The organism is Angustibacter aerolatus, from assembly GCF_054776675.1.
The window spans coordinates 18,309-41,893 of record NZ_BAAHBM010000023.1; the positions used below are offsets into that span (position 1 = coordinate 18,309).

A 23,585-nucleotide genomic window follows, 5' to 3' on the forward strand; every position below is an offset into this window, starting at 1 on the left:
CGTCGGCCGAAGCCCCGGTCGAGGGCCGGGCCCTGGTCGCGGGACGCCGGCACCCGGCCCGGGAACGGGTCGCCCACCGTCTGCGCCCTGCCCGGCCACGGGCCGCTCGTCGTCAGTGGTCACGGCGTGCTCGTCGGCGGTTCGGCGGCAGCGGTGCCTTCGTCGCCACCCGCGGTCCTGGTGGTCACGCCCACTGCCTCCAGGGCAGCCGCGCGCTCGGCCTCGGACGGCCGTGCCGCGACCGGCTCCCCGCCTGCGCCGTTCTCGACACCAGGTCCCGGCGCAGTGCGCCGAGGTGCCGCCGTCTTCGTGGTCTTCTTGACGGCCTTCTTGACGGCCTTCTTGGTGGCCGCCTTCGCGACCTTCTTGGTGGCCGCCCTCGTGCCCGCCGCGACGCTGCCCGGGGTCGCAGCGCCGGGCAGCGCAGCCTCCGACGCATCCGGCACGTGTGCGCCGGCCCGCGTGGCCTCGTCCGACGACGGTCGGTCCGCCGCTGCGATCTGCTCGGCGGCCGCTCGCTGCGCGGTCGCCCGCTTCGCCACCGCCTGACCTCCACCAGCCTGCGGCACGGCGGTCTTCGCGGCTGCGGACTTCGTGGCGGCCGAGGACTTCGTGGCGGCTGCGGACTTCGTGGCTGCGGACTTCGTGGCTGCGGACTTCGTGGCTGCGGACTTCGTGGCTGCGGACTTCGTGGCGGCCGCGGACTTCGTGGCGGCCGCGGACTTCGTGGCGGCCGCGGACTTCGTGGCGGCCGCGGACTTCGTGGCGGCCGGCGCCGTCGCGGGCGGCGCCGAGTCGGCCGCGGGAGCCGCCTGCTCAGCGGCTCGGGAGGGGCCGGCGCTCCTCCCGCCGGTCGGAGCGGAGGTGGCGACGGCCGCGCCGGTCACGACGGCCGGGCGCTTGGGCACCGCACGCCCAGCGGTTCGACCAGCCGTTCGGCCAGTGGGTGCCGCCGTCGCGCCGCCGTCGGTGGCCGTGAACGATGCCAGCTCCTGCTCGAGCTCGCGCACCCGTGCCTTGCTCGCGGCCAGCTCCGCCTCGAGGTCGGCCTGCCGCTCCTCGGCGACGACACCCAGCCGTTCGAGCACCTGCTCGACCTCGTGGCGCACCAGCGACACCAGCTGCTCGCCCTGCTCGCGGCCCGCAGTGAGCAGCTCGTCGGCGATCGCCTCGGCCTGGCCGCGCACCATCTCGCGGCCGAGCGCAGCGGCTGGCCAGACGCCGGCGACCGGCGACGCCGCCAGGGCTTCCCGGGCCACCTCGAGCGCGCGCTGGCGGGTCATCTCGGTGACCCCACCGGCGACCTGCAGGTAGCCCTTCAACGACTCGAGCACGTGCGTCCCTCCAGGTGGGCGGCGTGGTGCGGACAGGTCGGGACCCGCGTCCCCTGGTCGGCAACGCTACTCGTCCCGCGCGCGAACGGCCCCTCGCCGGCGGGTGTCGCGACCCGGTCCGGGCGCCGCAGCGCCGTCACGACCCTGCGGTGTCGAGCAGCCGGCGGCCCGCCTCGACGAGCGCCGGTCGGCGAGCCGGTCGGGCGTCACCCAGCGCCCACACTGCCGACGCCACGGCCTGCGCGAGCTCGAGCCGGTCGCCACCTCGCTCGTCGACGACCAGCTCGCCGTCCACCTCGCGCACCCGCGCCTCGCCGCACTGCCAGCCACCGCCTCCCGCCACGACCGCGGCGTGCGGTCGGTGCAGCGCCGACAGGTCGTCGCCGAGGAAGGTGGGCCGCTCGTCGGCACCGGCGGCCAGCAGCCCGGCCAGGTCGGTGACGCCGGTGAGCACCAGGAGGCTGGGCAGCCCGACGCCCACCGCGCCGGCGACGTCGGTGTCGAGCCGGTCGCCCACGACGAGCGGCGAGCGACCGCCGGTGCGCTCGACGCTCTCGCGCATCAGCGGTGGGAACGGCTTGCCCGCGACCTGCTGCGGCTGCCGCCCCGTCGTGCGCGCCACGACCTCCACGAAGGCGCCGTTGCCGGGTGCGACGCCGCGCTCCGTCGGGATGGACAGGTCCGTGTTGGACGCGACCCACGGGATGCCGCGGCGGACGGCCGCACAGGCCTCGACGAGCATCGACCAGTCGAGCGCGGGCGTGAACCCCTGCGCGACGGCCAGCACCGCCTCGGCTGCCGCGCGCTCCTGCGGGGACGCCTCTGCGGACGGCGGCGCCACGGGCTGCAACCCGACAGCGCGCAGCGCCTGCACCAGACCCTCGCCGCCGACCGCGAGCACGGGCGCACCGGCAGGCAGCTGCGCTGCGAGCACGGACGCCGCTGCCTGCGCGCTGGTCACGACGTCCGAGGGCGCCGCCTGCACGCCGAGGCGCTCGAGGTGCGCGGCCACGGTCTCGGGCGTGCGGGCGGCGTTGTTCGTGACGAACGCGAGCCGTGCGCCCCGGGACCGCGCCGCGTCGAGGGCAGCCTGCGCGCCCTCGACCGCGTGACCCCCCACGTACACGACCCCGTCGAGGTCGAGCAGCAGCACGTCGTGGTGCGCGAGCAGCGGTCCGTCGGAGCCCGGGAAGGACGCCGGCGGTGGAGCGCCGTCGACACTCACCTCGGCACCCGGTCCGTGCGCGTCGGCCGCCCACCCGGCACCGCCGTCATTGCGCGACCACCGGCCACTCGGGCGCTCGAGCCTGCACCGGCGGTGTCACCGCTCGCCCGCGCGACCGTGAGCGCCGTCATCGTCACCGGCCTCCGAGGCAGCGCCCGACTGCACCGGCGGCGGCGTCGCCGGCCGAGGGCCAGGCGGCCGGCCGTCCCCCGACGTCGTCCCGTGGTCCGCACGCTCGTTCCCCTGCGGCACAGCGGGCTCGTGGGTGCGGCGAGCGGTATCGCGAGCTGCGGGACCTGCGGGAGCCTGGTCGCCCGGGAACTGCACCGCGGCCGCTCGCTCCTCCAGCTCGCGCTCGGTCTGCTCGCGCAGGTCGGCGCGGGCGCGCAGCGTGGCCCGCGCCTGCCGGAGCCGGTCGACGTACTCGGCGCGGCCAGGTTGCATCGTGGCCGCCATGGCGAGGTGCTCGGCACCACGCTCGAAGCGGTCGACCCGTGTGAGGCTGAGGCCGAGCGCGAAGTGCCCGTAGTGCGAGTCGGGCGCCAGGCGCACGAGCTCGTCGAACGCGTCGACCGCGCGGGCGAAGTCGCCCGCGTCGTAGCGGGCGCGACCGAGTGCCTCCCAGCAGCTCGCGGCGCCCGGGTCGGCCGCGACGGCCCGCTCGAGCAGCACAGCCGCCGCAGCGGCGTCGCCGCGTTCGAGCAGGTCGACGCCACGACGCCACCACTCGTAGAGGCCGCCGCCGGGGGCACCGTCGGTGCCACCGACCTCGTCCCCGCGATCGGGGTCTGCGGGTGGATTCGGCACGGCACCACCGTACGTGGCGCGTGCTCAGCGAGCACGGCCGACCCGGCGCAGCACCTGGACCTCGATCTCGGTGCGGCTGGCCACCCCGGCGCCGGCGCGCCACCACCGGCGGCGCAGCCGGCCCTCGACGTCGACCGGCACGTCCGCAGGCAGCTGCAGCGCCCGCCGCTGCAGCTTCGGGAGCCACACGGCGCAGTCGAGCGTGTCGGAACCCGTCTCGTCGACCCGGGGCACGACCACGCGCCCCGAGACCAACCGCGTGCCGCTGGGGAGCTCCCGTTCCTGCGCCCCGCGCCAGGTGCCCCGAACCCGTACCTCGTTCAGTCCACCCGCTCGACCTGCCTCGTCGCCCATGACATCCCCTGCCCGAGGACGAGCCCGACGCCCGTCACGCAGGACAGTCCAGCAGCCGCGGTGCGCCGCGCGCACGGCCGGCGCTGCACCTGTGGACGACGACCGGCCGGCCGTCCACAGGTGGACGACCGGCGGTGCTCACCGGCCGGACCCGTCGCCGAGGTCGCTGAAGAGGACGCCCTGCTGCGACGTGGCCGCCGGCCGCTCCGGCTCGCGCTGCGCGTCGTCGACGGAGGACTCCTCCGCGACGGGCGCCTTGGCGGACTCGTCCTCGACGGACTCGTCCTCGGCGGACTCGTCGTCGGCGGGCTCGTCGTGCCCCCGCGTCGAGACGGCGCCGGGATCACCCGCCGCGGGAGCGTCGACGGGAGGTAGCTGCTCCTCGGTGAAACCTTCGGCGCTCTTCGCAGCCGGCGACTGCGAGGCCGACGCCGCCGGCGCGTCCGGGTCGGCCTCGGACCGCCCGTCCGTCACGGCCGCGGACTGCACCTCTTGCCCGGCCTCGGACTGCACCTCGTGCAGAGCCTCAGGCTGCACCTCTTGCACAGCCTCGGCGCGCCGCTTCGAGCCGTCCCCGTCGTTCTCGGTCGGCTCCGCCGCAGCTGCCGGCTCGGCTGTGGGCGCAGCGGCCGACCGACCGGTGACCGTATCCGACGGCGCGTCGGCGTCCGAGCTCGCACCCTGGGCTCGAGCGGAGCCCTCGATGGCGGGCTCGAGGTCTGCAGCCGAGGCAGCGGGCTCGATGTCTGCCGCGGAGGCAGCGGCCTCGGGAGTCTCTGCCTCGTCCGTCAGCTGCTCGTCGCCCTCGAGCGCCTCCGCGCTGTCAGCGGCGTCGGAGTCCTCGTCCTCCAGGTCGACGAAGACGAGCCCCTGCAGCTCGGCCAACCGGTCCTCGGCGTCGGTGACACCCTCGAGGTCGCTGTCCGCCGCGCGGGCGAACCAGGAGAGCGCCTCGTCGCGGCGACCGCTCTCGAGCAGGGCGTCGGCGTATGCGTACTGCAGCCGCGGGGTGACCGGCGTGCGCGGGCCCTGGAGCGCGGGGAGCTGCAGCGCCAGCACCCCCGCCTCCGGCTGCCCGAGGTCACGCCGGGCACCCGAGACGACGATGGCGAGCTCGAGCTGCTCCTCCGGCGCGAGCGTCGCGGCCTCCGGTGACGTCGAGAGCTCGAGCGCACGCTCGGGTCGCCCGAGCCCACGCTCGGCGTCGGCCATCAGCGGGAGCTGGTGCGACGAGCCGCTCATCCGGCGGGCGGTGCGCAGCTCGCTCAGGGCCTCCGCCCAGAGTCCCGCGTGGTACGCGGCGACACCCGCGACCTCTCGCACGACCGCCACGCGACCGGCCCGCCGCTGCGCCGCCATCGCGAACGCGTACGCAGCCTGCGGGTCGTCGGGCAGCGTGCGCTGCACCATGACCAGGAACTTCGCGACGGCCTCGGCGTTCGCCTTCGTCAGCGACCGCAGCTGGGCGCGGACGCTGCGATCGAGGTCGTTGAACGTGACGTCGTCGGGCAGCCGCGGCTCCGGGGGGCCCTCACGACGCGGGCCACCGAGGACGCCCTCGCGGTCGTTGCGGTCACCGCGCTCGCCGCCGCGCGACCGCTCCACCGGACGCTGCCCGCTCGGTCGTTCCGTCCGCCGGCCGCGGTCGGGGCCAGAGCCGGCGTCGCGCCACGAGCTGCGGGGGGCGTCCGCACGCCCCGATGTGGACGAGTTCGTGGGACGGCCACGCTGCGGTCCGTCTCCCGCCCGGACGTCGCGGCGACCGGCGTCGCGGGCGCCGCCCGACGCACTGCTGCGGGGACCGGCATCGCGGGACCAGGGTCCGCGCGGACCACGGGACTCCGACGAGGATCCACCGCCAGCACCCGACGGACCGCGTCGCGCTCCGCCGCCACCTTTCCGAGGACCCTCGCCGCGCGAGCCACCGCGCTCGTCACGAGCCGCGTCGGCGCGCCTGGCGTCCGGGCCGCGCCCCGGGGAGGCATCGGCGCCCGAACGCCTGGGGCTGCTCCCAGCAGACCGGTCCGACCAGGTGCGGTTGCTCCCCGCCTGACCGACGGATCGGTTGGGCCGCTGCTCGCGCGCCCCGGAGGCACCACGGGTCGCTTCACCGGACGACCGGCCGCCGTCGGTCGTGCCTCCAGGTGCACGATCCCGCCAGGAGGCTGTGCCACTGCGGTCACCCGCCTGGGGACCGCTCGGACGCTCACGGCGAGGCGCTCCACCAGCAGAGCCGACGACCCGATCGTCACCGCGACCAGCAGCGCGGCCGTTCCCGCGGCCGGTGTCGCGACCGCCAGAGCCGACGGCCTGTCGCCCCTGTTCGTCCCGACTGCTTCGCGCACCTCCGCTGGGCCCACCGCGCGCAGCGCCGCGATCTCGACCACCCCGAGCAGACGACGAAGCATCCGTTCGCGCTGGGCGACCCTCCCCGCTCCGATCGGGTCCAGCACCACGACCGCGCGAAGCATCACGACGCTCCGCGGGGGCCGCCTCACGGCGGGAACGGTCAGGGGATGCGGCGCCGCTAGCAGCATCTCGTGTGCTGGGCGCGCGATCCGGCCGGCTGCTCTGAGACTTCTGCTCGTCTCGGTCGTCGTCAGCTCGAGCCACGGTCATGCTCCTCGTTTCGGCGGTGCAGTGTTCGCGCGAGCGAACCAGCGATGTCCAGACATGACAAGACGGCCACCCGGTGAACCGGGTGGCCGTCTCGAAAAGATGTCCGGCGGCGTCCTACTCTCCCACGAGGTCCCCCTCGCAGTACCATCGGCGCAGTTGGGCTTAGCTTCCGGGTTCGGAATGGAGCCGGGCGTTTCCCCAACGCTATGACCGCCGAAACTCTATGGAGATGTCACAGTCGATGATCCGACCGCATCTCGGGAACCGCACAGTGGACGCGTAGCGTATTTGTAGAAAAGTTATCGGCTTATTAGTACCGGTCAGCTGCATGCATTACTGCACTTCCACATCCGGCCTATCAACCCAGTAGTCTAGCTGGGAGCCTCTCGGGGAACACCCCATGGAAACCTCATCTTGAAGCGTGCTTCCCGCTTAGATGCTTTCAGCGGTTATCACTTCCGAACGTAGCTAATCAGCGGTGCTCCTGGCGGAACAACTGACACACCAGAGGTTCGTCCATCCCGGTCCTCTCGTACTAGGGACAGCCCTTCTCAAGTTTCCTACGCGCACAGCGGATAGGGACCGAACTGTCTCACGACGTTCTAAACCCAGCTCGCGTACCGCTTTAATGGGCGAACAGCCCAACCCTTGGGACCTACTCCAGCCCCAGGATGCGACGAGCCGACATCGAGGTGCCAAACCATGCCGTCGATATGGACTCTTGGGCAAGATCAGCCTGTTATCCCCGGGGTACCTTTTATCCGTTGAGCCACGGCGCTTCCACAAGCCACCGCAGGGTCACTAGTTCCGACTTTCGTCCCTGCTCGAGATGTCTCTCTCGCAGTCAAGCTCCCTTGTGCACTTACACTCGAAACCTGATTGCCAACCAGGCTGAGGGAACCTTTGAGCGCCTCCGTTACATTTTAGGAGGCAACCGCCCCAGTTAAACTACCCATCAGGCACTGTCCCTGATCCGGATCACGGACCGAGGTTAGATATCCAGAACGACCAGAGTGGTATTTCAACGTTGACTCCACCGACACTGGCGTGCCGGCTTCACAGTCTCCCACCTATCCTACACAAGCCGTACCGAACACCAATACCAAACTATAGTAAAGGTCCCGGGGTCTTTCCGTCCTGCTGCGCGTAACGAGCATCTTTACTCGTAGTGCAATTTCGCCGAGTTCGCGGTTGAGACAGCGGAGAAGTCGTTACGCCATTCGTGCAGGTCGGAACTTACCCGACAAGGAATTTCGCTACCTTAGGATGGTTATAGTTACCACCGCCGTTTACTGGCGCTTAAGTTCTGAGCTTCGCCTTGCGGCTAACCCGTCCCCTTAACGTTCCAGCACCGGGCAGGCGTCAGTCCGTATACATCGTCTTGCGACTTCGCACGGACCTGTGTTTTTAGTAAACAGTCGCTTCTCCCTGGTCTCTGCGGCCATCAGGGCTAGGGAGCAAGTCCCTTCACCCATCCGGCCCCCCTTCTCCCGAAGTTACGGGGGCATTTTGCCGAGTTCCTTAACCACGATTCACTCGATCGCCTTGGTATTCTCTACCTGATCACCTGAGTCGGTTTGGGGTACGGGCGGCTCGAACCTCGCTAGAAGCTTTTCTTGGCAGCATAGGATCACCCTGCTTCCCGCTATCGCGGTCACTATCGAGTCTCAGGCTATGTGAGGTACGGATTTGCCTATACCTCGCCCTACGCTCTTGGACGTGGACTACCATCGCCACGCGGAGGCTACCTTCCTGCGTCACTCCATCGCTTGCCTACTACTTGCTCGGGTCGCGCGCTCCGCTGTGCTGGCTCCGAAGAGCCGGCCAGTTTCAGGCGCTTAGCATCACAAGGTTCAGCATGGGCGGTTCTTCGCCGGTACGGGAATATCAACCCGTTGTCCATCGACTACGCCTGTCGGCCTCGCCTTAGGTCCCGACTTACCCAGGGCAGATTAGCTTGACCCTGGAACCCTTGATCATTCGGCGGACGGGTTTCTCGCCCGTCATTCGCTACTCATGCCTGCATTCTCACTCGTGTGGCGTCCACGGCTGGATCACTCCGCCGCTTCTCTCGCCACACGACGCTCCCCTACCCATCCACACGCTTGGACCAACCCTCAAGGAGTTGGCCGGGCAAAGTGTGAATGCCACAGCTTCGGCGGTGTGCTTGAGCCCCGCTACATTGTCGGCGCGGAATCACTTGACCAGTGAGCTATTACGCACTCTTTCAAGGGTGGCTGCTTCTAAGCCAACCTCCTGGTTGTCTGTGCAACTCCACATCCTTTCCCACTTAGCACACGCTTAGGGGCCTTAGCTGGTGGTCTGGGCTGTTTCCCTCTCGACTATGGAGCTTATCCCCCACAGTCTCACTGCCACGCTCTCACTTACCGGCATTCGGAGTTTGGCTGACGTCAGTAACCTTGTAGGGCCCATTAGCCATCCAGTAGCTCTACCTCCGGCAAGAAACACGTGACGCTGCACCTAAATGCATTTCGGGGAGAACCAGCTATCACGGAGTTTGATTGGCCTTTCACCCCTACCCACAGCTCATCCCCCAGGTTTTCAACCCTGGTGGGTTCGGTCCTCCACGCGGTCTTACCCGCGCTTCAACCTGGCCATGGGTAGATCACTCCGCTTCGGGTCTAGATCATGCGACTGCACGCCCTGTTCGGACTCGCTTTCGCTACGGCTCCCCCACACGGGTTAACCTCGCCACATAACGCTAACTCGCAGGCTCATTCTTCAAAAGGCACGCCGTCACCCCTGCTAGGGAGGCTCCGACGGTTTGTAAGCACACGGTTTCAGGTACTATTTCACTCCCCTCCCGGGGTACTTTTCACCTTTCCCTCACGGTACTTGTCCGCTATCGGTCACTAGGGAATATTTAGGCTTAGCAGGTGGTCCTGCCAGATTCGCACGGGATTTCTCGGGCCCCGTGCTACTTGGGATCCCTCTTATGAGATCGCGCCATTTCGTCTACGGGGGTGCCACCCTCTGTGCCGGGCCTTTCAATGCCCTTCGACTATGACGCGATTTTGTAACTCATTGCCAGTTCGGCAGAACTGACCAAGAGGTCCCACGACCCCGAACATGCAACGCCTGCCGGCTATCACACATGCTCGGTTTAGCCTCTTCCGCTTTCGCTCGCCACTACTCACGGAATCGCGGTTGCTTTCTCTTCCTGTGGGTACTGAGATGTTTCACTTCCCCACGTTCCCTCCGCACGCCCTATGTGTTCAGGCGTGGGTGACTGGACATGACTCCAGCCGGGTTTCCCCATTCGGAAATCCTTGGATCACAGCTCGGTTACCAGCTCCCCAAGGCTTATCGCAGGTTCCTACGTCCTTCTTCGGTTCCTAGTGCCTAGGCATCCACCGTGTGCCCTTATTAACTTTGGCCACAAATACAGATGCTCGCGTCCACTGTGCAGTTCTCAAGGTACGGGCGGCTCTCGACCCCTTGCCAGCGCCTGCTCACCAGTGTGAGTGGTTCATCCGGGAAGGTCGGTCCGCACGACAAGGCCCCGAAGGGCCCGATGTCGCTGAGGTCAGGCGTGAAGCCCGGTCCCTCAGGACCCAACAGCGTGCCGGACTCCGATCGTCTCTCCTACATCAGGTTCCTGCTCCGAAGAGCTGTACTAAGATGTACTTGGTCAGATCGTCGCCACAGAATCAATGTTCCACCCTTGAGCTCCATCCTCGAGACGTACGCCCGAGGCATGGGCCTGGACGCCAGCAGAGCCGGCGCCAGATGCTCCTTAGAAAGGAGGTGATCCAGCCGCACCTTCCGGTACGGCTACCTTGTTACGACTTAGTCCCAATCGCCAGTCCCACCTTCGACGGCTCCCTCCACAAGGGTTGGGCCACCGGCTTCGGGTGTTACCGACTTTCGTGACTTGACGGGCGGTGTGTACAAGGCCCGGGAACGTATTCACCGCAGCGTTGCTGATCTGCGATTACTAGCGACTCCGACTTCATGGGGTCGAGTTGCAGACCCCAATCCGAACTGAGACCGGTTTTTTGGGATTCGCTCCACCTTGCGGTTTCGCAGCCCTTTGTACCGGCCATTGTAGCATGCGTGAAGCCCAAGACATAAGGGGCATGATGATTTGACCTCATCCCCACCTTCCTCCGAGTTGACCCCGGCAGTCTCCTATGAGTCCCCGCCATTACGCGCTGGCAACATAGAACGAGGGTTGCGCTCGTTGCGGGACTTAACCCAACATCTCACGACACGAGCTGACGACAACCATGCACCACCTGTACAGGATCCCTTGCGGACCCGACGTTTCTGCCGGATTACCCTGTATGTCAAGCCTTGGTAAGGTTCTTCGCGTTGCATCGAATTAATCCGCATGCTCCGCCGCTTGTGCGGGCCCCCGTCAATTCCTTTGAGTTTTAGCCTTGCGGCCGTACTCCCCAGGCGGGGCGCTTAATGCGTTTGCTGCGGCACAGAACTCGTGGAATGAGCCCCACACCTAGCGCCCAACGTTTACGGCATGGACTACCAGGGTATCTAATCCTGTTCGCTCCCCATGCTTTCGCTCCTCAGCGTCAGTTACGGCCCAGAGATCCGCCTTCGCCACCGGTGTTCCTCCTGATATCTGCGCATTTCACCGCTACACCAGGAATTCCGATCTCCCCTACCGCACTCTAGTCTGCCCGTACCCACTGCAGGCCCAGGGTTAAGCCCTGGGTTTTCACAGCAGACGCGACAGACCGCCTACGAGCTCTTTACGCCCAATAATTCCGGACAACGCTTGCACCCTACGTATTACCGCGGCTGCTGGCACGTAGTTAGCCGGTGCTTCTTCTGCAGGTACCGTCACTTTCGCTTCTTCCCTGCTGAAAGAGGTTTACAACCCGAAGGCCTTCATCCCTCACGCGGCGTCGCTGCGTCAGGCTTTCGCCCATTGCGCAATATTCCCCACTGCTGCCTCCCGTAGGAGTCTGGGCCGTGTCTCAGTCCCAGTGTGGCCGGTCGCCCTCTCAGGCCGGCTACCCGTCGTCGCCTTGGTAGGCCATTACCCCACCAACAAGCTGATAGGCCGCGAGTCCATCCCTAGCCGAAAAACTTTCCACACAGTACAGATGCCTGTCTGTGTCGTATCCGGTATTAGCTTCGGTTTCCCGAGGTTATCCCAGAGCCAGGGGCAGGTTACTCACGTGTTACTCACCCGTTCGCCACTGATCGCCCGGAGCAAGCTCCGAGGTCACCGTTCGACTTGCATGTGTTAAGCACGCCGCCAGCGTTCGTCCTGAGCCAGGATCAAACTCTCCGTTGATGTCTTTTCGTACCCGCGCTGGCGCAGGTACGACATCTCTGAAGACCGAGCCCCGAAGGACTCTGATCATGGCTAGAAGTCGAGCGACCACGTGGGCCGCTCGTTCTATACCAAAGGATGTCTCGAGATCAGTCGCTCGGAGCCGAGTGGCTCTCCGCTGCCTGACCTCGTGACGAGGTTGTTTGGCATTGATTTGGCACGCTGTTGAGTTCTCAAGGATCGGACGCGCACCGCTTCGAGCCTCTCAGCTCTCCGTCGGGGCAACCGTTCTAACGTAGCAGACCCGCGTCGAGCCGTTCAAACTCGGTTCCGGCCGTAGGCCAAGACCTCGTCGTTGCGAACTCCGTTGGGGTCGTGCTCCACTCTAGCAGGCCCTGGTGGGCCGGCTGACCGGGCTCGAGAGCCGCGATCAGCCCCCGGGACGTACCCGGCGCTGCGAGGGGTCTTCCCGCGAGACCGGCCACCTCTCGGTGTCCGTTCCTCCCTGTCGGGCTGACGTCGAGAACATTACGGGGGCGTTCTGCGAGACGTCAAATCGCCCCCCGCGGCAGCGCCGTCCGTTCACCCGGACGCGTCGTCCGCGTGCTCGGGAGCACCCGCCGCCACCCCTGCGGCGAGCGTGCGCCGACCGCGGCGCAGCAGCACGAACCGCCCGTGCAGGAGCTGCTCCTGCGTCAGGACAGCGTCGACGTCGCTCACCCGCGCGTTGTTCACCGACACCCCGCCCTCCTCGATCGTGCGGCGGGCGGCACCGCGGCCTGCGGCCAGGCCGGTGTCGACCAGCGCCTGCACCACGGGCGTCCCCACCGCCACGGGGGCACTCGGCAGCTCCGCGGTCGCGTCGGCGAGGGTGCGCTCGTCGAGGACGTCGAGATCTCCCCGCCCGAACAGCGCCTGGCTGGCCGCCACCACGGACGCCGTCACGGCAGCCCCGTGCACCAGGGTCGTGACGTCCTCCGCGAGCGTCCGCTGCGCCACCCTGGCGAAGGGCCGCTCGGTGAGCTCGCGCTCGAGGTCGGCCAGCTGCTCCCGGCCGCGGTCGGTGAACACCCGCAGGTACCCCAGGACGGAGGCGTCCTCGACGTTGAGCCAGAACTGGTAGAAGGCGTACGGCGAGGTCATGGCCGGGTCGAGCCACACCGTGCCGCCCTCGGTCTTGCCGAACTTCGTGCCGTCGGCCTTCGTGACCAGCGGCGTGGTCAGCACGTGCACGGCCGCGCCCTCGACCTTGCGGATCAGGTCGACGCCCGCGGTGAGGTTGCCCCACTGGTCCTGCCCGCCGGTCTGCAGCGTGCAGCCGTGGGCCCGGTACAGCTCGAGGTAGTCGAGCCCCTGCAGGATCTGGTAGCTGAACTCGGTGTAGCTGATGCCCTCGTCGCTGTTGAGCCGCGCCGCGACGGCGTCCTTGCGCAGCATCGTGCCGACCCGGAAGTGCTTGCCGACGTCACGCAGGAACTCCAGCGCCGAGATGGGCGCCGTCCAGTCGAGGTTGTTCACCACCACCGCGGGGTTCGCGCCCTCGAAGTCGAGGAACGGGCGCACCTGCTGCTGGATGCGGTCGACCCACTCGGCCACCACCTCGGGGGCGTTCAGCGTGCGCTCCGACGTCGACTTGGGGTCGCCGATCAACCCGGTGCTGCCCCCGACCAGGCAGATGGCCCGGTGCCCGGCGCGCTGCAGGTGCCGAGCGAGCAGCAGCTGCACCAGGTTGCCCATGTGCAAGGACGGCGCAGTGGGGTCGAAGCCGACGTAGAACGTGACCGGTCCTGCCGCGAGCGCGTCGCGCAGCGCGGTCTCGTCGGTGGACTGCGCCACCAACCCCCGCCACCGCAGCTCGTCCAGGATGTCGCCGCTCACGTCGTCCTCCGTCCAGTCACCGCGCCCCGGTGGACGCCGCACCCAGCCTGCCGCATGGACCGTCAGGGAGCCACGCGGTTGCGCACGACGCCCGGCCGGTACGCGGACACCGTGGGCTCGCCGTCGAGCCAGAAGCGCAGCGGGTAGGCGGTGCCGTCTCCGCCCGGCCCGCTGACCCCCACCCGCGGGCCGGTGCGCACCGCGGACGTCGCCCGGCCCGGCCGCACCCGCACCGCGTCACCGAGCGCGACGCCGTCCAGCGCCTTGTCGACGCCCAGCGCCTGGGCGAGCCGGGCCGGACCGCGCGCCAGGTCGCGGTCGTGCTTCGCCGCGGGACGCCGGGCTCGGGCCAGCTCGTGCCCGCGCACCACCTCGCCGGCTCGGAGCAGCACCGCCGAGGCCTCGCCGTCGGGCGAGCACACCAGGTTGACGCACCAGTGCATGCCGTACGAGAAGTACACGTACAGGCGGGCGGGCGGGCCGAACATGACCGCGGTGCGCGGCGTCAGGCCGGCGCGCGCGTGCGAGCCGGGGTCGCCCGGGCCGAGGTACGCCTCCACCTCGGTGAGCCGCACCGCCACGAGGCCTGCGGGCGAACGGTGCTCGACCACCCTGCCCAGCAGCAGCGGAGCCACCTCGTCCGCGCGGCGGTTCCACGCCAGCCGGGGCGGGGCTGCCCCAGCCGCGGCCGTCACCGACCCCGCCGGGTCACGACCGGACCGGCACCGACGTCGTGGCCCAGCCGCGCTGGGCCGCGAGCGCCGCGCGCGCCTGGTCGAGCTGCTCGGCGACCCGGGCCGGCGCGGTGCCCCCGACGGCGTCGCGCGACGCCAGCGACCCCTCGACGCTGAGCACCCCGCGCACGTCCGGCGTCAGGTGCGGCGAGATCGCGGCGAGGTCGTCGTCCGAGAGGTCCCACAGCTCGATCCCCCGCCGCTCGCACTCGCGCACGCACGCGCCGGCGAGCTCGTGCGCGACCCGGAACGGGACGCCCTGCCGCACCAGCCACTCGGCGACGTCGGTCGCGAGCGCGAACCCCTGCGGCGCGAGCTCGGCCATCCGCGCGGTGTGGAACACCAGGGTCGCGACCATGCCGCTCACCGCCGGCAGCAGCACCTCCAGCGTGTCGACCGCGTCGAAGACCGGTTCCTTGTCCTCCTGCAGGTCACGGTTGTAGGCGAGCGGCAGGCCCTTGAGCGTCGTCAGCAGACCCGTCAGGTCGCCGACCAGCCGGCCGGCCTTGCCGCGGGCCAGCTCGGCGACGTCCGGGTTCTTCTTCTGCGGCATGATGCTCGACCCGGTCGAGTAGGCGTCGTCGAGCGTGACGAACGAGAACTCGCGAGTGGCCCAGAGCACGACCTCCTCGGCCAGCCGCGACAGGTCGACGCCGATCATCGCCGTGACGAACGCGAGCTCGGCGACGACGTCGCGCGCCGCGGTGCCGTCGATGCTGTTCTCGGACGGCCGGTCGAAGCCGAGGTCGGCGGCCACGGCCGCGGGGTCGAGCCCCAGCGACGAGCCGGCCAGCGCACCCGAGCCGTACGGCGACACCGCGGCCCGTGCGTCCCAGTCGCGCAACCGGTCGACGTCGCGCAGCATCGGCCAGGCGTGCGCGAGCAGGTGGTGCGCCAGCAGCACCGGCTGGGCGTGCTGCAGGTGCGTGCGCCCCGGCATCGGCGCCCCCGGGTGCGCGGCCGCCTGCTCGATCAGCGCCGCGACCACGTCGAGCAGCAGACCGGCGACGACCCGCGCGTGCTCGCGCGCCCACGAGCGCACGAGCGTGGCGATCTGGTCGTTGCGGCTGCGACCGGCGCGCAACCGACCGCCGAGGTCGTCACCGGCCCGTTCGAGCAGCCCGCGCTCGAGCGCGCTGTGCACGTCCTCGTCGTCGGGCAGGAACCCGAACGCGCCGCTGGCCACGTCGTCGTCGAGCCGGCGCAGGGCGTCGAGCATGCCGGCCAGCTGGTCGTCGTCGAGCAGCCCCGCGGCGTGCAGCACCCGCGCGTGAGCCCGCGACGCGGCGAGGTCGTGCCGCGCCAGCCGCCAGTCGAAGTGCGTGCTGCGGCTGAGCGCGGCCAGCGCGTCGGCGGGGCCGCCGCTGAAGCGACCTCCCCAGAGCGCGCCCTCGTTCGTCTCGCTGCGTGTGCTGTCGGTCATCAGTCGGTGCCCGCCTCCATCGCGGCGTGGTCGAGCGCGGCCGCGTCGTCGGCCAGGCCCGGGTTGGCCGTGATGCGGTCGGCACCGCCCGCCGGCAGCGCCCCGAACAGCGTGCCGTGCTCGACGAGCACCTGCCCCTGGTCGAGCGGCTGGCCCGCGTAGTGCTCCAGGAGCGCGCGGGAGTCGGCGATGTCGAGGTTGCGCATGGTCAGCTGCCCGATGCGGTCGGTGGGACCGAACACCGCGTTCTCGGTGCGCTCCATCGACAGCTTGTCGGGGTGGTACGAGAACGCCGGTCCCTCGGTGCGCAGGACGGTGTAGTCCTCGCCGCGCCGCAGCCGCAGCGTCACCTCGCCGGTGACGACGGAGGCGATCCAGCGCTGGATCGACTCGCGCAGCATCAGCGACTGCGGGTCGAGCCAGCGTCCCTCGTAGAGCAGCCGGCCCAGCCGGCGGCCGTGGGCGTGGTAGTTCGCGATGGTGTCCTCGTTGTGCACCGCGTTCAGCAGCCGCTCGTACGCGGTCCACAGCAGCGCCATGCCCGGCGCCTCGTACACCCCGCGGCTCTTGGCCTCGATGATGCGGTTCTCGATCTGGTCGGACATGCCGAGCCCGTGGCGACCGCCGACCGCGTTCGCCGCCTGCACCAGGGCCACCGGGTCGTCGTAGCGGGTGCCGTCGATCGCGACCGGCCGCCCCGCCTCGAACCGCACGGTGACGTCCTCGGGCTCGATGGCCACGGACTGGTCCCAGAAGCGGACGCCCATGATCGGCTCGACGGTCTCGAGCGGGACGTCGAGGTGCTCGAGGGTCTTCGCCTCGTGGGTGGCGCCCCAGATGTTGGCGTCGGTGGAGTACGCCTTCTCGGCGCTGTCGCGGTAGGGCAGGCCGTGGTCGGTGAGCCAGCGGCTCATCTCGGCGCGACCGCCCAGCTCCTCGACGAAGCGCGGGTCGAGCCAGGGCTTGTAGATGCGCAGGGACGGGTTGGCCAACAGGCCGTAGCGGTAGAAGCGCTCGATGTCGTTGCCCTTGAACGTCGACCCGTCGCCCCAGATCTCGACGCCGTCCTCGTGCATGGAGCGCACCAGCAGCGTGCCGGTGACCGCGCGGCCGAGCGGGGTGGTGTTGAAGTACGTGCGCCCGCCGGACCGGATGTGGAAGGCGCCGCACGCCAGCGCCGCCAGCCCCTCCTCGACCAGTGCCGCACGGCAGTCGACGACGCGCGCCAGCTCGGCACCGTACTGGAGCGCGCGCTGCGGCACGCCGCTGACGTCCGGCTCGTCGTACTGGCCGATGTCGGCGGTGTAGGTGCAGGGCACCGCGCCCTGCTCGCGCATCCACGCCACCGCCACCGACGTGTCGAGCCCTCCGCTGAAGGCGATGCCGACGCGCTCGCCGGCTGGCAGGGAGGTCAGGACCTTGCTCACGTGAGTTCCTCGTCTCGGACGGTCGGCGCGTCGGTCGGTGCGTCGGTGCCGGTGGTGGTGTCGGTGAAGGCCACCGCGGCGGGTGCGGGGACCACGATGTCGATGGTCGCGTGGTCGCGCTCGGCCAGGGACAGCAGCTCGGTGGCCAGCGCCGCGCCGCCGTCGACGGCGCGGGTGATGAGCAGCACGGTGTCGTCGCCGCCGATGGTCCCCAGCAGGTCGGGCAGCTCGGCGTGGTCGAGGGCGCTGGCCAGGTAGTTCGCGGCGCCCGGCGGGGTGCGCAGCACCACCAGGTTGCCGGACGCCTCGGCGCTCACCAGCACCTCGGTGGCGACCTTCGACAGCCGCGCGTCGGCCAGGCCGTCACCGGGGCGGGGCGTGCGGTCGCCGCCCTCGCCGGGTACCGCGTAGACCAGGCCGCCGTCGGCACGCACCCGCACGGCGCCCATCTGCACGAGGTCGCGCGACAGGGTCGCCTGCGTCACCTCGATGCCGTCGGCGGCGAGCAGCTGCGCGAGCTGGGTCTGCGACCGGACCGCCTCGCGACCGAGCAGGTCGCTGATTCGTTGCTGCCGCGCCGCCTTCGTCTGCGGGATCACGAGCGCTCCAGCAGCCAGACGAGGAGCGCCTTCTGGGCGTGCAGCCGGTTCTCGGCCTCGTCCCACACGACGGACTGCGGGCCGTCGATGACCTCGGCGTCGATCTCGAGGCCGCGGTACGCGGGCAGGCAGTGCAGCACGACCGCGTCGACCGCCGCCGTCTTCAGCAGCGCCGACGTGACGGCGTAGGGCGCGAACGGCCCGGTGGCGTCGGTGCGATCGGCCTTCGCAGCCTCCTGGCCCATCGACACCCAGGTGTCGGTGGCGAGGACGTCGGCGCCGTCGGCGGCCGCCTCGGCCGAGTCGGTGACCACCACGGACCCGCCGGTCGTGGCCGCGATCTGCCGGGCGCGGTCGACCACGGCCGGGTTGGGAGCGTGCGACGCCGGCGCGCCCACGCGCACGTGCATGCCCGCGGTGGCGCAGCCGAGCAGGTAGGAGTGCGACATGTTGTTGGCGCCGTCACCGAGGTAGGCCAGCGTCAGGTCGGCCAGCGACCGCTTGTGCCGACGGACGGTCTGCAGGTCGGCCAGCACCTGGCACGGGTGGAACGCGTCGGTCAGCGCGTTCACGACCGGTACCCGGCTGACCCGCGCCATGTCCACCAGCCGCTGCTGGGCGAACGTGCGGTAGACCACCGCCGCCACCTGGCGGTCGAGCACGCGGATGGTGTCCTCGGCCGGTTCACCGCGGCCGAGCTGCGTGGTGCCGGTGTCGATGACCATCGGGTACCCGCCGAGCTGCGCGATGCCGGCAGCGAACGAGACCCGGGTGCGCGTCGACGGCTTGTCGAACAGCACGGCCACGGAGCGCGGGCCTTCCAGCGGGCGCAGCGAGAACGGCTCCTCGCGCACCTGGTCGGCGAGGTCGAGCACCTCGACCAGCTCGTCGGGGGCGAGGTCGTCGTCGCGCAGGAAGTGCCGGGGCATCAGTCGTCCCTTCCGTCGGTGGGGGCCGTCGCCACGTCGAGTGCGTGCGGCAGCACGGCGAGGAACTCGTCGGCCTGCTGGTGGGTGAGCACCAGCGGCGGGGCCAGGCGGACGACCTCGGGTGCCACGGCGTTCATCACGACCCCGGCCTCGAGTGCCGCGACCACCACCTGCGCGGCGACGGGTCGCGTGAGCTGGATGCCGAGCAGCAGCCCCTCGCCCCGCACGCCCTGCACCAGCGGGTGGCCGAGACCCTCGACGCCGCGCACCAGGTGGGCGCCGACCTCGGTGGCCTGCCGAAGCAGGTCGTCGCGCTCGATCACGTGCAGGGTGGCCAGCGCCGCGGCGGCCGACACCGGGTTGCCGCCGAACGTCGAGCCGTGCTGACCGGCACCCAGCAGCGTCGACGCCCGCTCCCCCAGCGTCACCACCGCACCGATCGGCACACCCCCGCCGAGCCCCTTGGCGAGCGTCACGACGTCGGGGACGACGCCGTGCCGGGTGTGCGCGAACCAGGCGCCGGTGCGGCCCACGCCGGTCTGCACCTCGTCGACCACCAGCAGCGCACCGGCCGCGGTGGTCAGCCGGCGGGCGGCCGCCAGGTAGCCGGGCGGCAGGGGCCGGACGCCGCCCTCACCCTGCACGGCCTCGACGACCAGCGCGGCGACGTGCTGCCCGGCGTCACCGACCAGGGCGGCCTCGAGCGCGCCGAGGTCGCCGAACGGCAGGTGCACCACGCCACCCGGGAGCGGCTCGAACGGCTCGCGGTAGGCGGGCTTGTGCGTCAGCGCCAGGGCGCCGAGGGTGCGGCCGTGGAAGCCGCCCTCGAGGGCCAGGATCGTGGGGCGGCCGGTGCGGCGGGCGACCTTGAACGCACCCTCGTTCGCCTCGGCGCCGCTGTTGCCGAAGAACACCTTCGAGCCGGCAGGGGCGGCGAGCAGCTGCAGCAACCGCTCGGCGAGCGCGACCTGGGGCGCGCTGGCGAAGAAGTTGGAGACGTGGCCGAGGGTCGACAGCTGGGCCGTCACCGCACCCACCAGCGTCGGGTGCGCGTGGCCCAGCGCGTTGGTCGCGATGCCACCGAGCAGATCGAGGTAGCGGCGGCCGTCCGCGTCCCACACGTAGGCGCCGTCGCCGCGGACCAGGACACGTTGCGGCACACCGTAGGTGGGCATGATCGCCGCGGTGTACCGCTGCAACCAGTCGTCCGACACCAGGTCGCCGCCCGTCACCGGCAGCACCTCGCTGTGTTGCGTCACGTCAACCTCACCATCGTCCCGGTGCCTTCGCTGCTGAGCATCTCGAGCAGCAGCGCGTGCGGCAGCCGCCCGTCGACCACGGTCGCGCGGTCGACGCCACCCCGCACCGCGCGCAGGCAGGCCGCCATCTTCGGTCGCATGCCGGAGTCGATCTGCGGCATCACCGACTCGAGCTCGTCGGCACCGATCTGCTGCACCAGCGACGAGCGGTCGGGCCAGTCGCTGTAGAGCCCCTCGACGTCGGTCAGCACGACGAGCTTCAGCGCACCGAGCGCCACCGCGAGGGCCGCTGCGGCGGTGTCGGCGTTGACGTTCAGCACCTGCCCGTCGGCGTCGGGCGCCACGCTCGACACCACCGGGATGCGTCCGGCCTCGACCAGGTCGAGCACCGCTCCTGGCCGCACCGACACCACGTCGCCGACCAGCCCGACGTCGACCGGCTCGCCGTCGACGACCGGCATCGTGCGCTCGGCCCGGAACAGGCCGCCGTCCTCGCCGGACATGCCCACGGCGAGCGGCGCGTGCTCGTTGACCAGGCCGACGAGCTCGCGCGCCACCTGGCCGACGAGCACCATGCGCACCACCTCGATGGCCTCGGGCGTGGTGACCCGCAGCCCGCCCCGGAACTCGCTGTCGATGCCCAGGCGCGCCAGCATCGAGCTGACCTGCGGGCCGCCCCCGTGCACGATCACCGGTCGCATGCCCACGTGCCGCATGAACACGATGTCCTGGGCGAACGCGCGCTTCAGCTCGTCGTCGATCATCGCGTTGCCGCCGTACTTGACGACGACGACCTGCCCGTGGAACTCCTGCAGCCACGGCAGCGCGTCGACCAGCACGCCCGCACGGGTGGCGTCCCACGCCGGGTCGTCGGCGCGCATCACCCGGGTGGTGCCCCAGCGGCCGGTCACGTCGAGTACGCCGAGTTCTCGTGCACGTACGCGTGCGTCAGGTCGTTCGTCCAGACCGTCGCGGTGGCGTCGCCCGCGTGCAGGTCGACGGTGACCTGCACCGCGCGCGGCTCGAGGTCGACCAGGTCGCGCGAGGCCCCCGGCTCGCCGCCGACGCAGATCTGCACGCCGTTCACCGCGACGTCGAGGGTGTGCGGCTCGAACGCGGCGGACGTCGTGCCCACGGCGGCCAGGATGCGGCCCCAGTTGGGGTCGCGGCCGAAGACCGCGGCCTTGAACAGGTTGCTGCGCGCGATCGAGCGGCCCACCTCGACCGCGTCGTCCTCGGTGGCGGCGTGCCGCACCTCGATGGCGATGTCGTGGTCGGCGCCCTCGGCGTCGCGCACCAGCTGCTGCGCCAGGTCGTGGCAGGCGGCGCGCACCGCGTCGTCGAAGGCCGCAGGGTCGGGCCGGACGCCGGACGCGCCGCTGGCCATGAGCAGCACGGTGTCGTTCGTGGACTGGCACCCGTCGGAGTCGAGCCGGTCGAAGGTGACGCGGGTGGCCGCGCGCAACGCCCGGTCGCAGTCGCCGGCGGTGACCTCGGCGTCGGTGGTGAGCACCACGAGCATCGTGGCGAGCGCCGGCGCGAGCATGCCGGCGCCCTTCGCCATGCCGCCGACCGACCACCCCTCCCCCGCGACGTGCACCTGCTTGTCGACGGTGTCGGTGGTCATGATCGCCCGGGCCGCGTCGGCACCGCCGTCGGCCGCGAGCGCCGCCGCGGCGGCGCGGACGCCGGCCTCGAGCCGGTCGCGGTCGAGCTGCTCGCCGATCAGGCCGGTGGAGCACACCACGACGTCGGCGGCTCCCGCGCCCACGAGCTCGCCGACCAGCTCGGCGGTGGCGTGGGTGGTGGCGAAGCCCTGGGCACCGGTGTAGCAGTTGGCGCCGCCGGAGTTCAGCACGACCGCGCGGACCACGCCGTCACCGCTGGCGGTGCGGCTCCAGGTCACGGGGTGGGCGGCACAGCGGTTCTGCGTGTAGACGGCCGCGGCCGCGTGCGCGGGCCCGTCGTTCACGACCAGGGCGACGTCGGGCCGGCCGCTGGGCTTGAGCCCGGCGGTGACGCCGGCGGCGCGGAAGCCGGCGGGGGCGGTGACGCTCACGGTGCCACCCCCACCAGCGGCAGGCCGGTCGTCTCGACCAGCCCGAGCGCGAGGTTGGCGCACTGCACGGCGGCACCCGCCGTGCCCTTGGTGAGGTTGTCGACGGCGGCGACCGCGACGACCCGCCCGACCCGCTCGTCGAGCGCGACCTGCAGGTGCACGGTGTTCGCCCCCAGGGTGTCGGCGGTGCGCGGCCAGCGCCCCGGCTCGAGCAGCTCGACGAACGGCTCGTCGCGGTACGCGTCGTGCCAGGCGGTGCGGACGTCGGCAGCCGTGGTGCCGGGGCGGGCGCGCGCGGTGGCGGTGGCGAGGATGCCGCGCGGCATCGGCGCCAGCGTGGGCGTGAACGACACGGTGACCGGCACCCCGGCGGCCGCGGTGAGGTTCTGCTCGATCTCCGGCGTGTGCCGGTGCACCCCGCCCACGCCGTACGGCGACATCGAGCCCATGACCTCGCTGGCGAGCTGCGAGGCCTTCAGGCCCCGGCCCGCGCCGGAGGTGCCGCTGGCCGCGACCACCACGACGTCGCCCGGCTCGAGCAGCCCGGCGGCGAAGCCGGGCGCGAGGGCGAGCGAGACCGCCGTGGGGTAGCAGCCCGGGACGGCCACCCGGCGGGATCCGGCCAGGACGTCGCGCTGGCGTCCGCCACCGGCCAGCGGCAGCTCGGGCAGCCCGTAGGGCCACGACCCGGCGTGCCCGCTGCCGTAGAACGCGGACCACGCCGCGGCGTCGGTGAGCCGGAAGTCGGCGCCGCAGTCGAGGACCACCACGTCGTCGGGCAGCTGCTCGGCGAGCTCGGCCGACGCCCCGTGCGGCAGCGCCAGCACCACGACGTCGTGCTCGGCCAGGTCGGCGACGTCGGTCGGGGACAGCACGCGGTCGGCCAGCGGCCGCAGATGCGGGTGGTGCTCCCCGAGCCGGCTGCCGGCGCTGCTCGCCGCCGTCACCGACCCGACCTCGAGCGCGGGGTGCCCCAGCACGAGCCGCAGCACCTCACCGCCCGCGTACCCGCTCGCTCCGGCGACCGCCACCTTGACCATGCGCATGACCATACACGGTCTCGCAAGAGCATGCACGACCACCCGGCCGTCGGTCAGACCCGCTGCTCGGCTCCGGTCCGCTGCACCGCGAGCGCCACGGCGGCCTCGCTGACGGCTGCCGCCTCCTCGCCGGTCAGCGTCCGGTCGGGCGCGCGCAGCACCAGCCGGTAGGCGAGCGACCGCTTGCCCGCCGGCACCTGGTCGCCGCGGTACTCGTCGAAGAGCTGCACCCGCTCGACCAGCGGTCCGCCGCCCTCGCGCAGGGCCCGCTCGACGTCCGCCGCCGGCACGGACACGTCGACGACGAGCGCGACGTCGCGCAGCGCCACGGGGTGCGTGGGCACCGGCTCCGCCTGGCGGACGTCGGGCACCGCGGCGAGCAGCACGTCGAGGTCGATCTCGGCGGCGCAGGCGCGCTCGGGCAGGTCGAGGGCGGCGAGCATCGCGGGCGCGAGCTCGCCGGCGTGGCCGACCAGCGTGCCGTGCGGCAGCGCCACCCGGGCGCAGCGACCGGGGTGCCACGGGGCGTGCCGGTCGGCCGTGACCTCCAGCCGGACGCCGAGCGACTCGGCCAGCACGCGCACCGCGGCGTCGACGTCGGTCCAGTCGGCGGCCCGGCCCGGCCCCCACCAGCC

The 23,585-nt window shown here is 71.0% G+C and carries 15 protein-coding genes, 3 rRNA genes and 1 pseudogene; all 19 read right to left on the reverse strand.

Going from position 1 to position 23,585, the window contains the following annotated elements; genetic code table 11:
• Positions 1–119 precede the first annotated feature (119 nt).
• Positions 120–1,334, reverse strand: coding sequence for a hypothetical protein (locus ACYVI6_RS07825; RefSeq protein ID WP_460445833.1), 1,215 nt, complete (start codon positions 1,332–1,334; stop codon positions 120–122).
• A 136-nt stretch (positions 1,335–1,470) separates the two neighbouring features.
• Complete coding sequence (locus tag ACYVI6_RS07830; protein ID WP_460445834.1) at positions 1,471–2,559, reverse strand: HAD-IIA family hydrolase; 1,089 nt, start codon at positions 2,557–2,559, stop codon at positions 1,471–1,473.
• A 96-nt stretch (positions 2,560–2,655) separates the two neighbouring features.
• A complete protein-coding gene (locus ACYVI6_RS07835; RefSeq protein ID WP_460445835.1) occupies positions 2,656–3,366 on the reverse strand; it encodes a tetratricopeptide repeat protein in 711 nt (236 codons plus the stop codon).
• 24 nt (positions 3,367–3,390) lie between these two features.
• Positions 3,391–3,600: a hypothetical protein gene (locus tag ACYVI6_RS07840; RefSeq protein WP_460445836.1), complete on the reverse strand. Its 210-nt coding sequence runs from the start codon at positions 3,598–3,600 to the stop codon at positions 3,391–3,393.
• 258 nt (positions 3,601–3,858) lie between these two features.
• A complete protein-coding gene (locus ACYVI6_RS07845; RefSeq protein ID WP_460445837.1) occupies positions 3,859–5,325 on the reverse strand; it encodes a hypothetical protein in 1,467 nt (488 codons plus the stop codon).
• 1,115 nt (positions 5,326–6,440) lie between these two features.
• Positions 6,441–6,557, reverse strand: a 5S ribosomal RNA gene (gene rrf / locus ACYVI6_RS07850).
• 72 nt (positions 6,558–6,629) lie between these two features.
• Positions 6,630–9,737, reverse strand: a 23S ribosomal RNA gene (locus ACYVI6_RS07855).
• Positions 9,738–10,100: 363 nt separating this feature from the next.
• Positions 10,101–11,623: ribosomal RNA gene (locus ACYVI6_RS07860) — 16S ribosomal RNA — on the reverse strand.
• Together the 16S, 23S and 5S rRNA genes form the textbook arrangement of a ribosomal RNA operon.
• A gap of 561 nt (positions 11,624–12,184) precedes the next feature.
• Positions 12,185–13,480, reverse strand: a complete 1,296-nt coding sequence (gene tyrS / locus ACYVI6_RS07865) for a tyrosine--tRNA ligase (protein ID WP_460445838.1) — start codon at positions 13,478–13,480, stop codon at positions 12,185–12,187.
• Between the two features lie 62 nt (positions 13,481–13,542).
• Positions 13,543–14,175 carry a DNA-3-methyladenine glycosylase gene (locus tag ACYVI6_RS07870; protein ID WP_460445839.1) on the reverse strand — a complete coding sequence of 211 codons (633 nt, stop codon included), beginning with the start codon at positions 14,173–14,175 and terminating at the stop codon, positions 13,543–13,545.
• A 13-nt stretch (positions 14,176–14,188) separates the two neighbouring features.
• Complete coding sequence (argH, locus tag ACYVI6_RS07875) at positions 14,189–15,637, reverse strand: argininosuccinate lyase (RefSeq protein WP_460445840.1); 1,449 nt, start codon at positions 15,635–15,637, stop codon at positions 14,189–14,191.
• Positions 15,637–17,064, reverse strand: a complete 1,428-nt coding sequence (argG, locus tag ACYVI6_RS07880) for an argininosuccinate synthase (protein WP_460445841.1) — start codon at positions 17,062–17,064, stop codon at positions 15,637–15,639. Before argG ends, argH begins: the two co-directional genes overlap by 1 nt.
• A 110-nt stretch (positions 17,065–17,174) precedes the next feature.
• Positions 17,175–17,681, reverse strand: a pseudogene (locus ACYVI6_RS07885) (arginine repressor); the annotation flags it as partial.
• Positions 17,660–18,592, reverse strand: a complete 933-nt coding sequence (gene argF, locus ACYVI6_RS07890) for an ornithine carbamoyltransferase (protein WP_460445842.1) — start codon at positions 18,590–18,592, stop codon at positions 17,660–17,662. The pseudogene ACYVI6_RS07885 and the gene argF, both read right to left, overlap by 22 nt.
• Positions 18,592–19,851, reverse strand: a complete 1,260-nt coding sequence (locus ACYVI6_RS07895) for an acetylornithine transaminase (protein WP_460445843.1) — start codon at positions 19,849–19,851, stop codon at positions 18,592–18,594. The genes argF and ACYVI6_RS07895 overlap by 1 nt, the downstream gene beginning before the upstream one ends.
• Entirely contained in the window at positions 19,848–20,732 is an 885-nt protein-coding gene (argB, locus tag ACYVI6_RS07900) for an acetylglutamate kinase (protein ID WP_460445850.1), read from the reverse strand. The genes ACYVI6_RS07895 and argB overlap by 4 nt, the downstream gene beginning before the upstream one ends.
• A gap of 26 nt (positions 20,733–20,758) precedes the next feature.
• Positions 20,759–21,910 (reverse strand): bifunctional glutamate N-acetyltransferase/amino-acid acetyltransferase ArgJ, encoded by a 1,152-nt coding sequence (gene argJ, locus ACYVI6_RS07905; protein ID WP_460445844.1) that lies wholly within the window; start codon positions 21,908–21,910, stop codon positions 20,759–20,761.
• Positions 21,907–22,950: an N-acetyl-gamma-glutamyl-phosphate reductase gene (gene argC, locus ACYVI6_RS07910; RefSeq protein ID WP_460445845.1), complete on the reverse strand. Its 1,044-nt coding sequence runs from the start codon at positions 22,948–22,950 to the stop codon at positions 21,907–21,909. Before argC ends, argJ begins: the two co-directional genes overlap by 4 nt.
• A gap of 53 nt (positions 22,951–23,003) precedes the next feature.
• Positions 23,004–23,585, reverse strand: a 582-nt coding sequence (locus tag ACYVI6_RS07915) for a phenylalanine--tRNA ligase subunit beta-related protein (RefSeq protein WP_460445846.1), incomplete at its 5' end; no start/stop codon positions are given.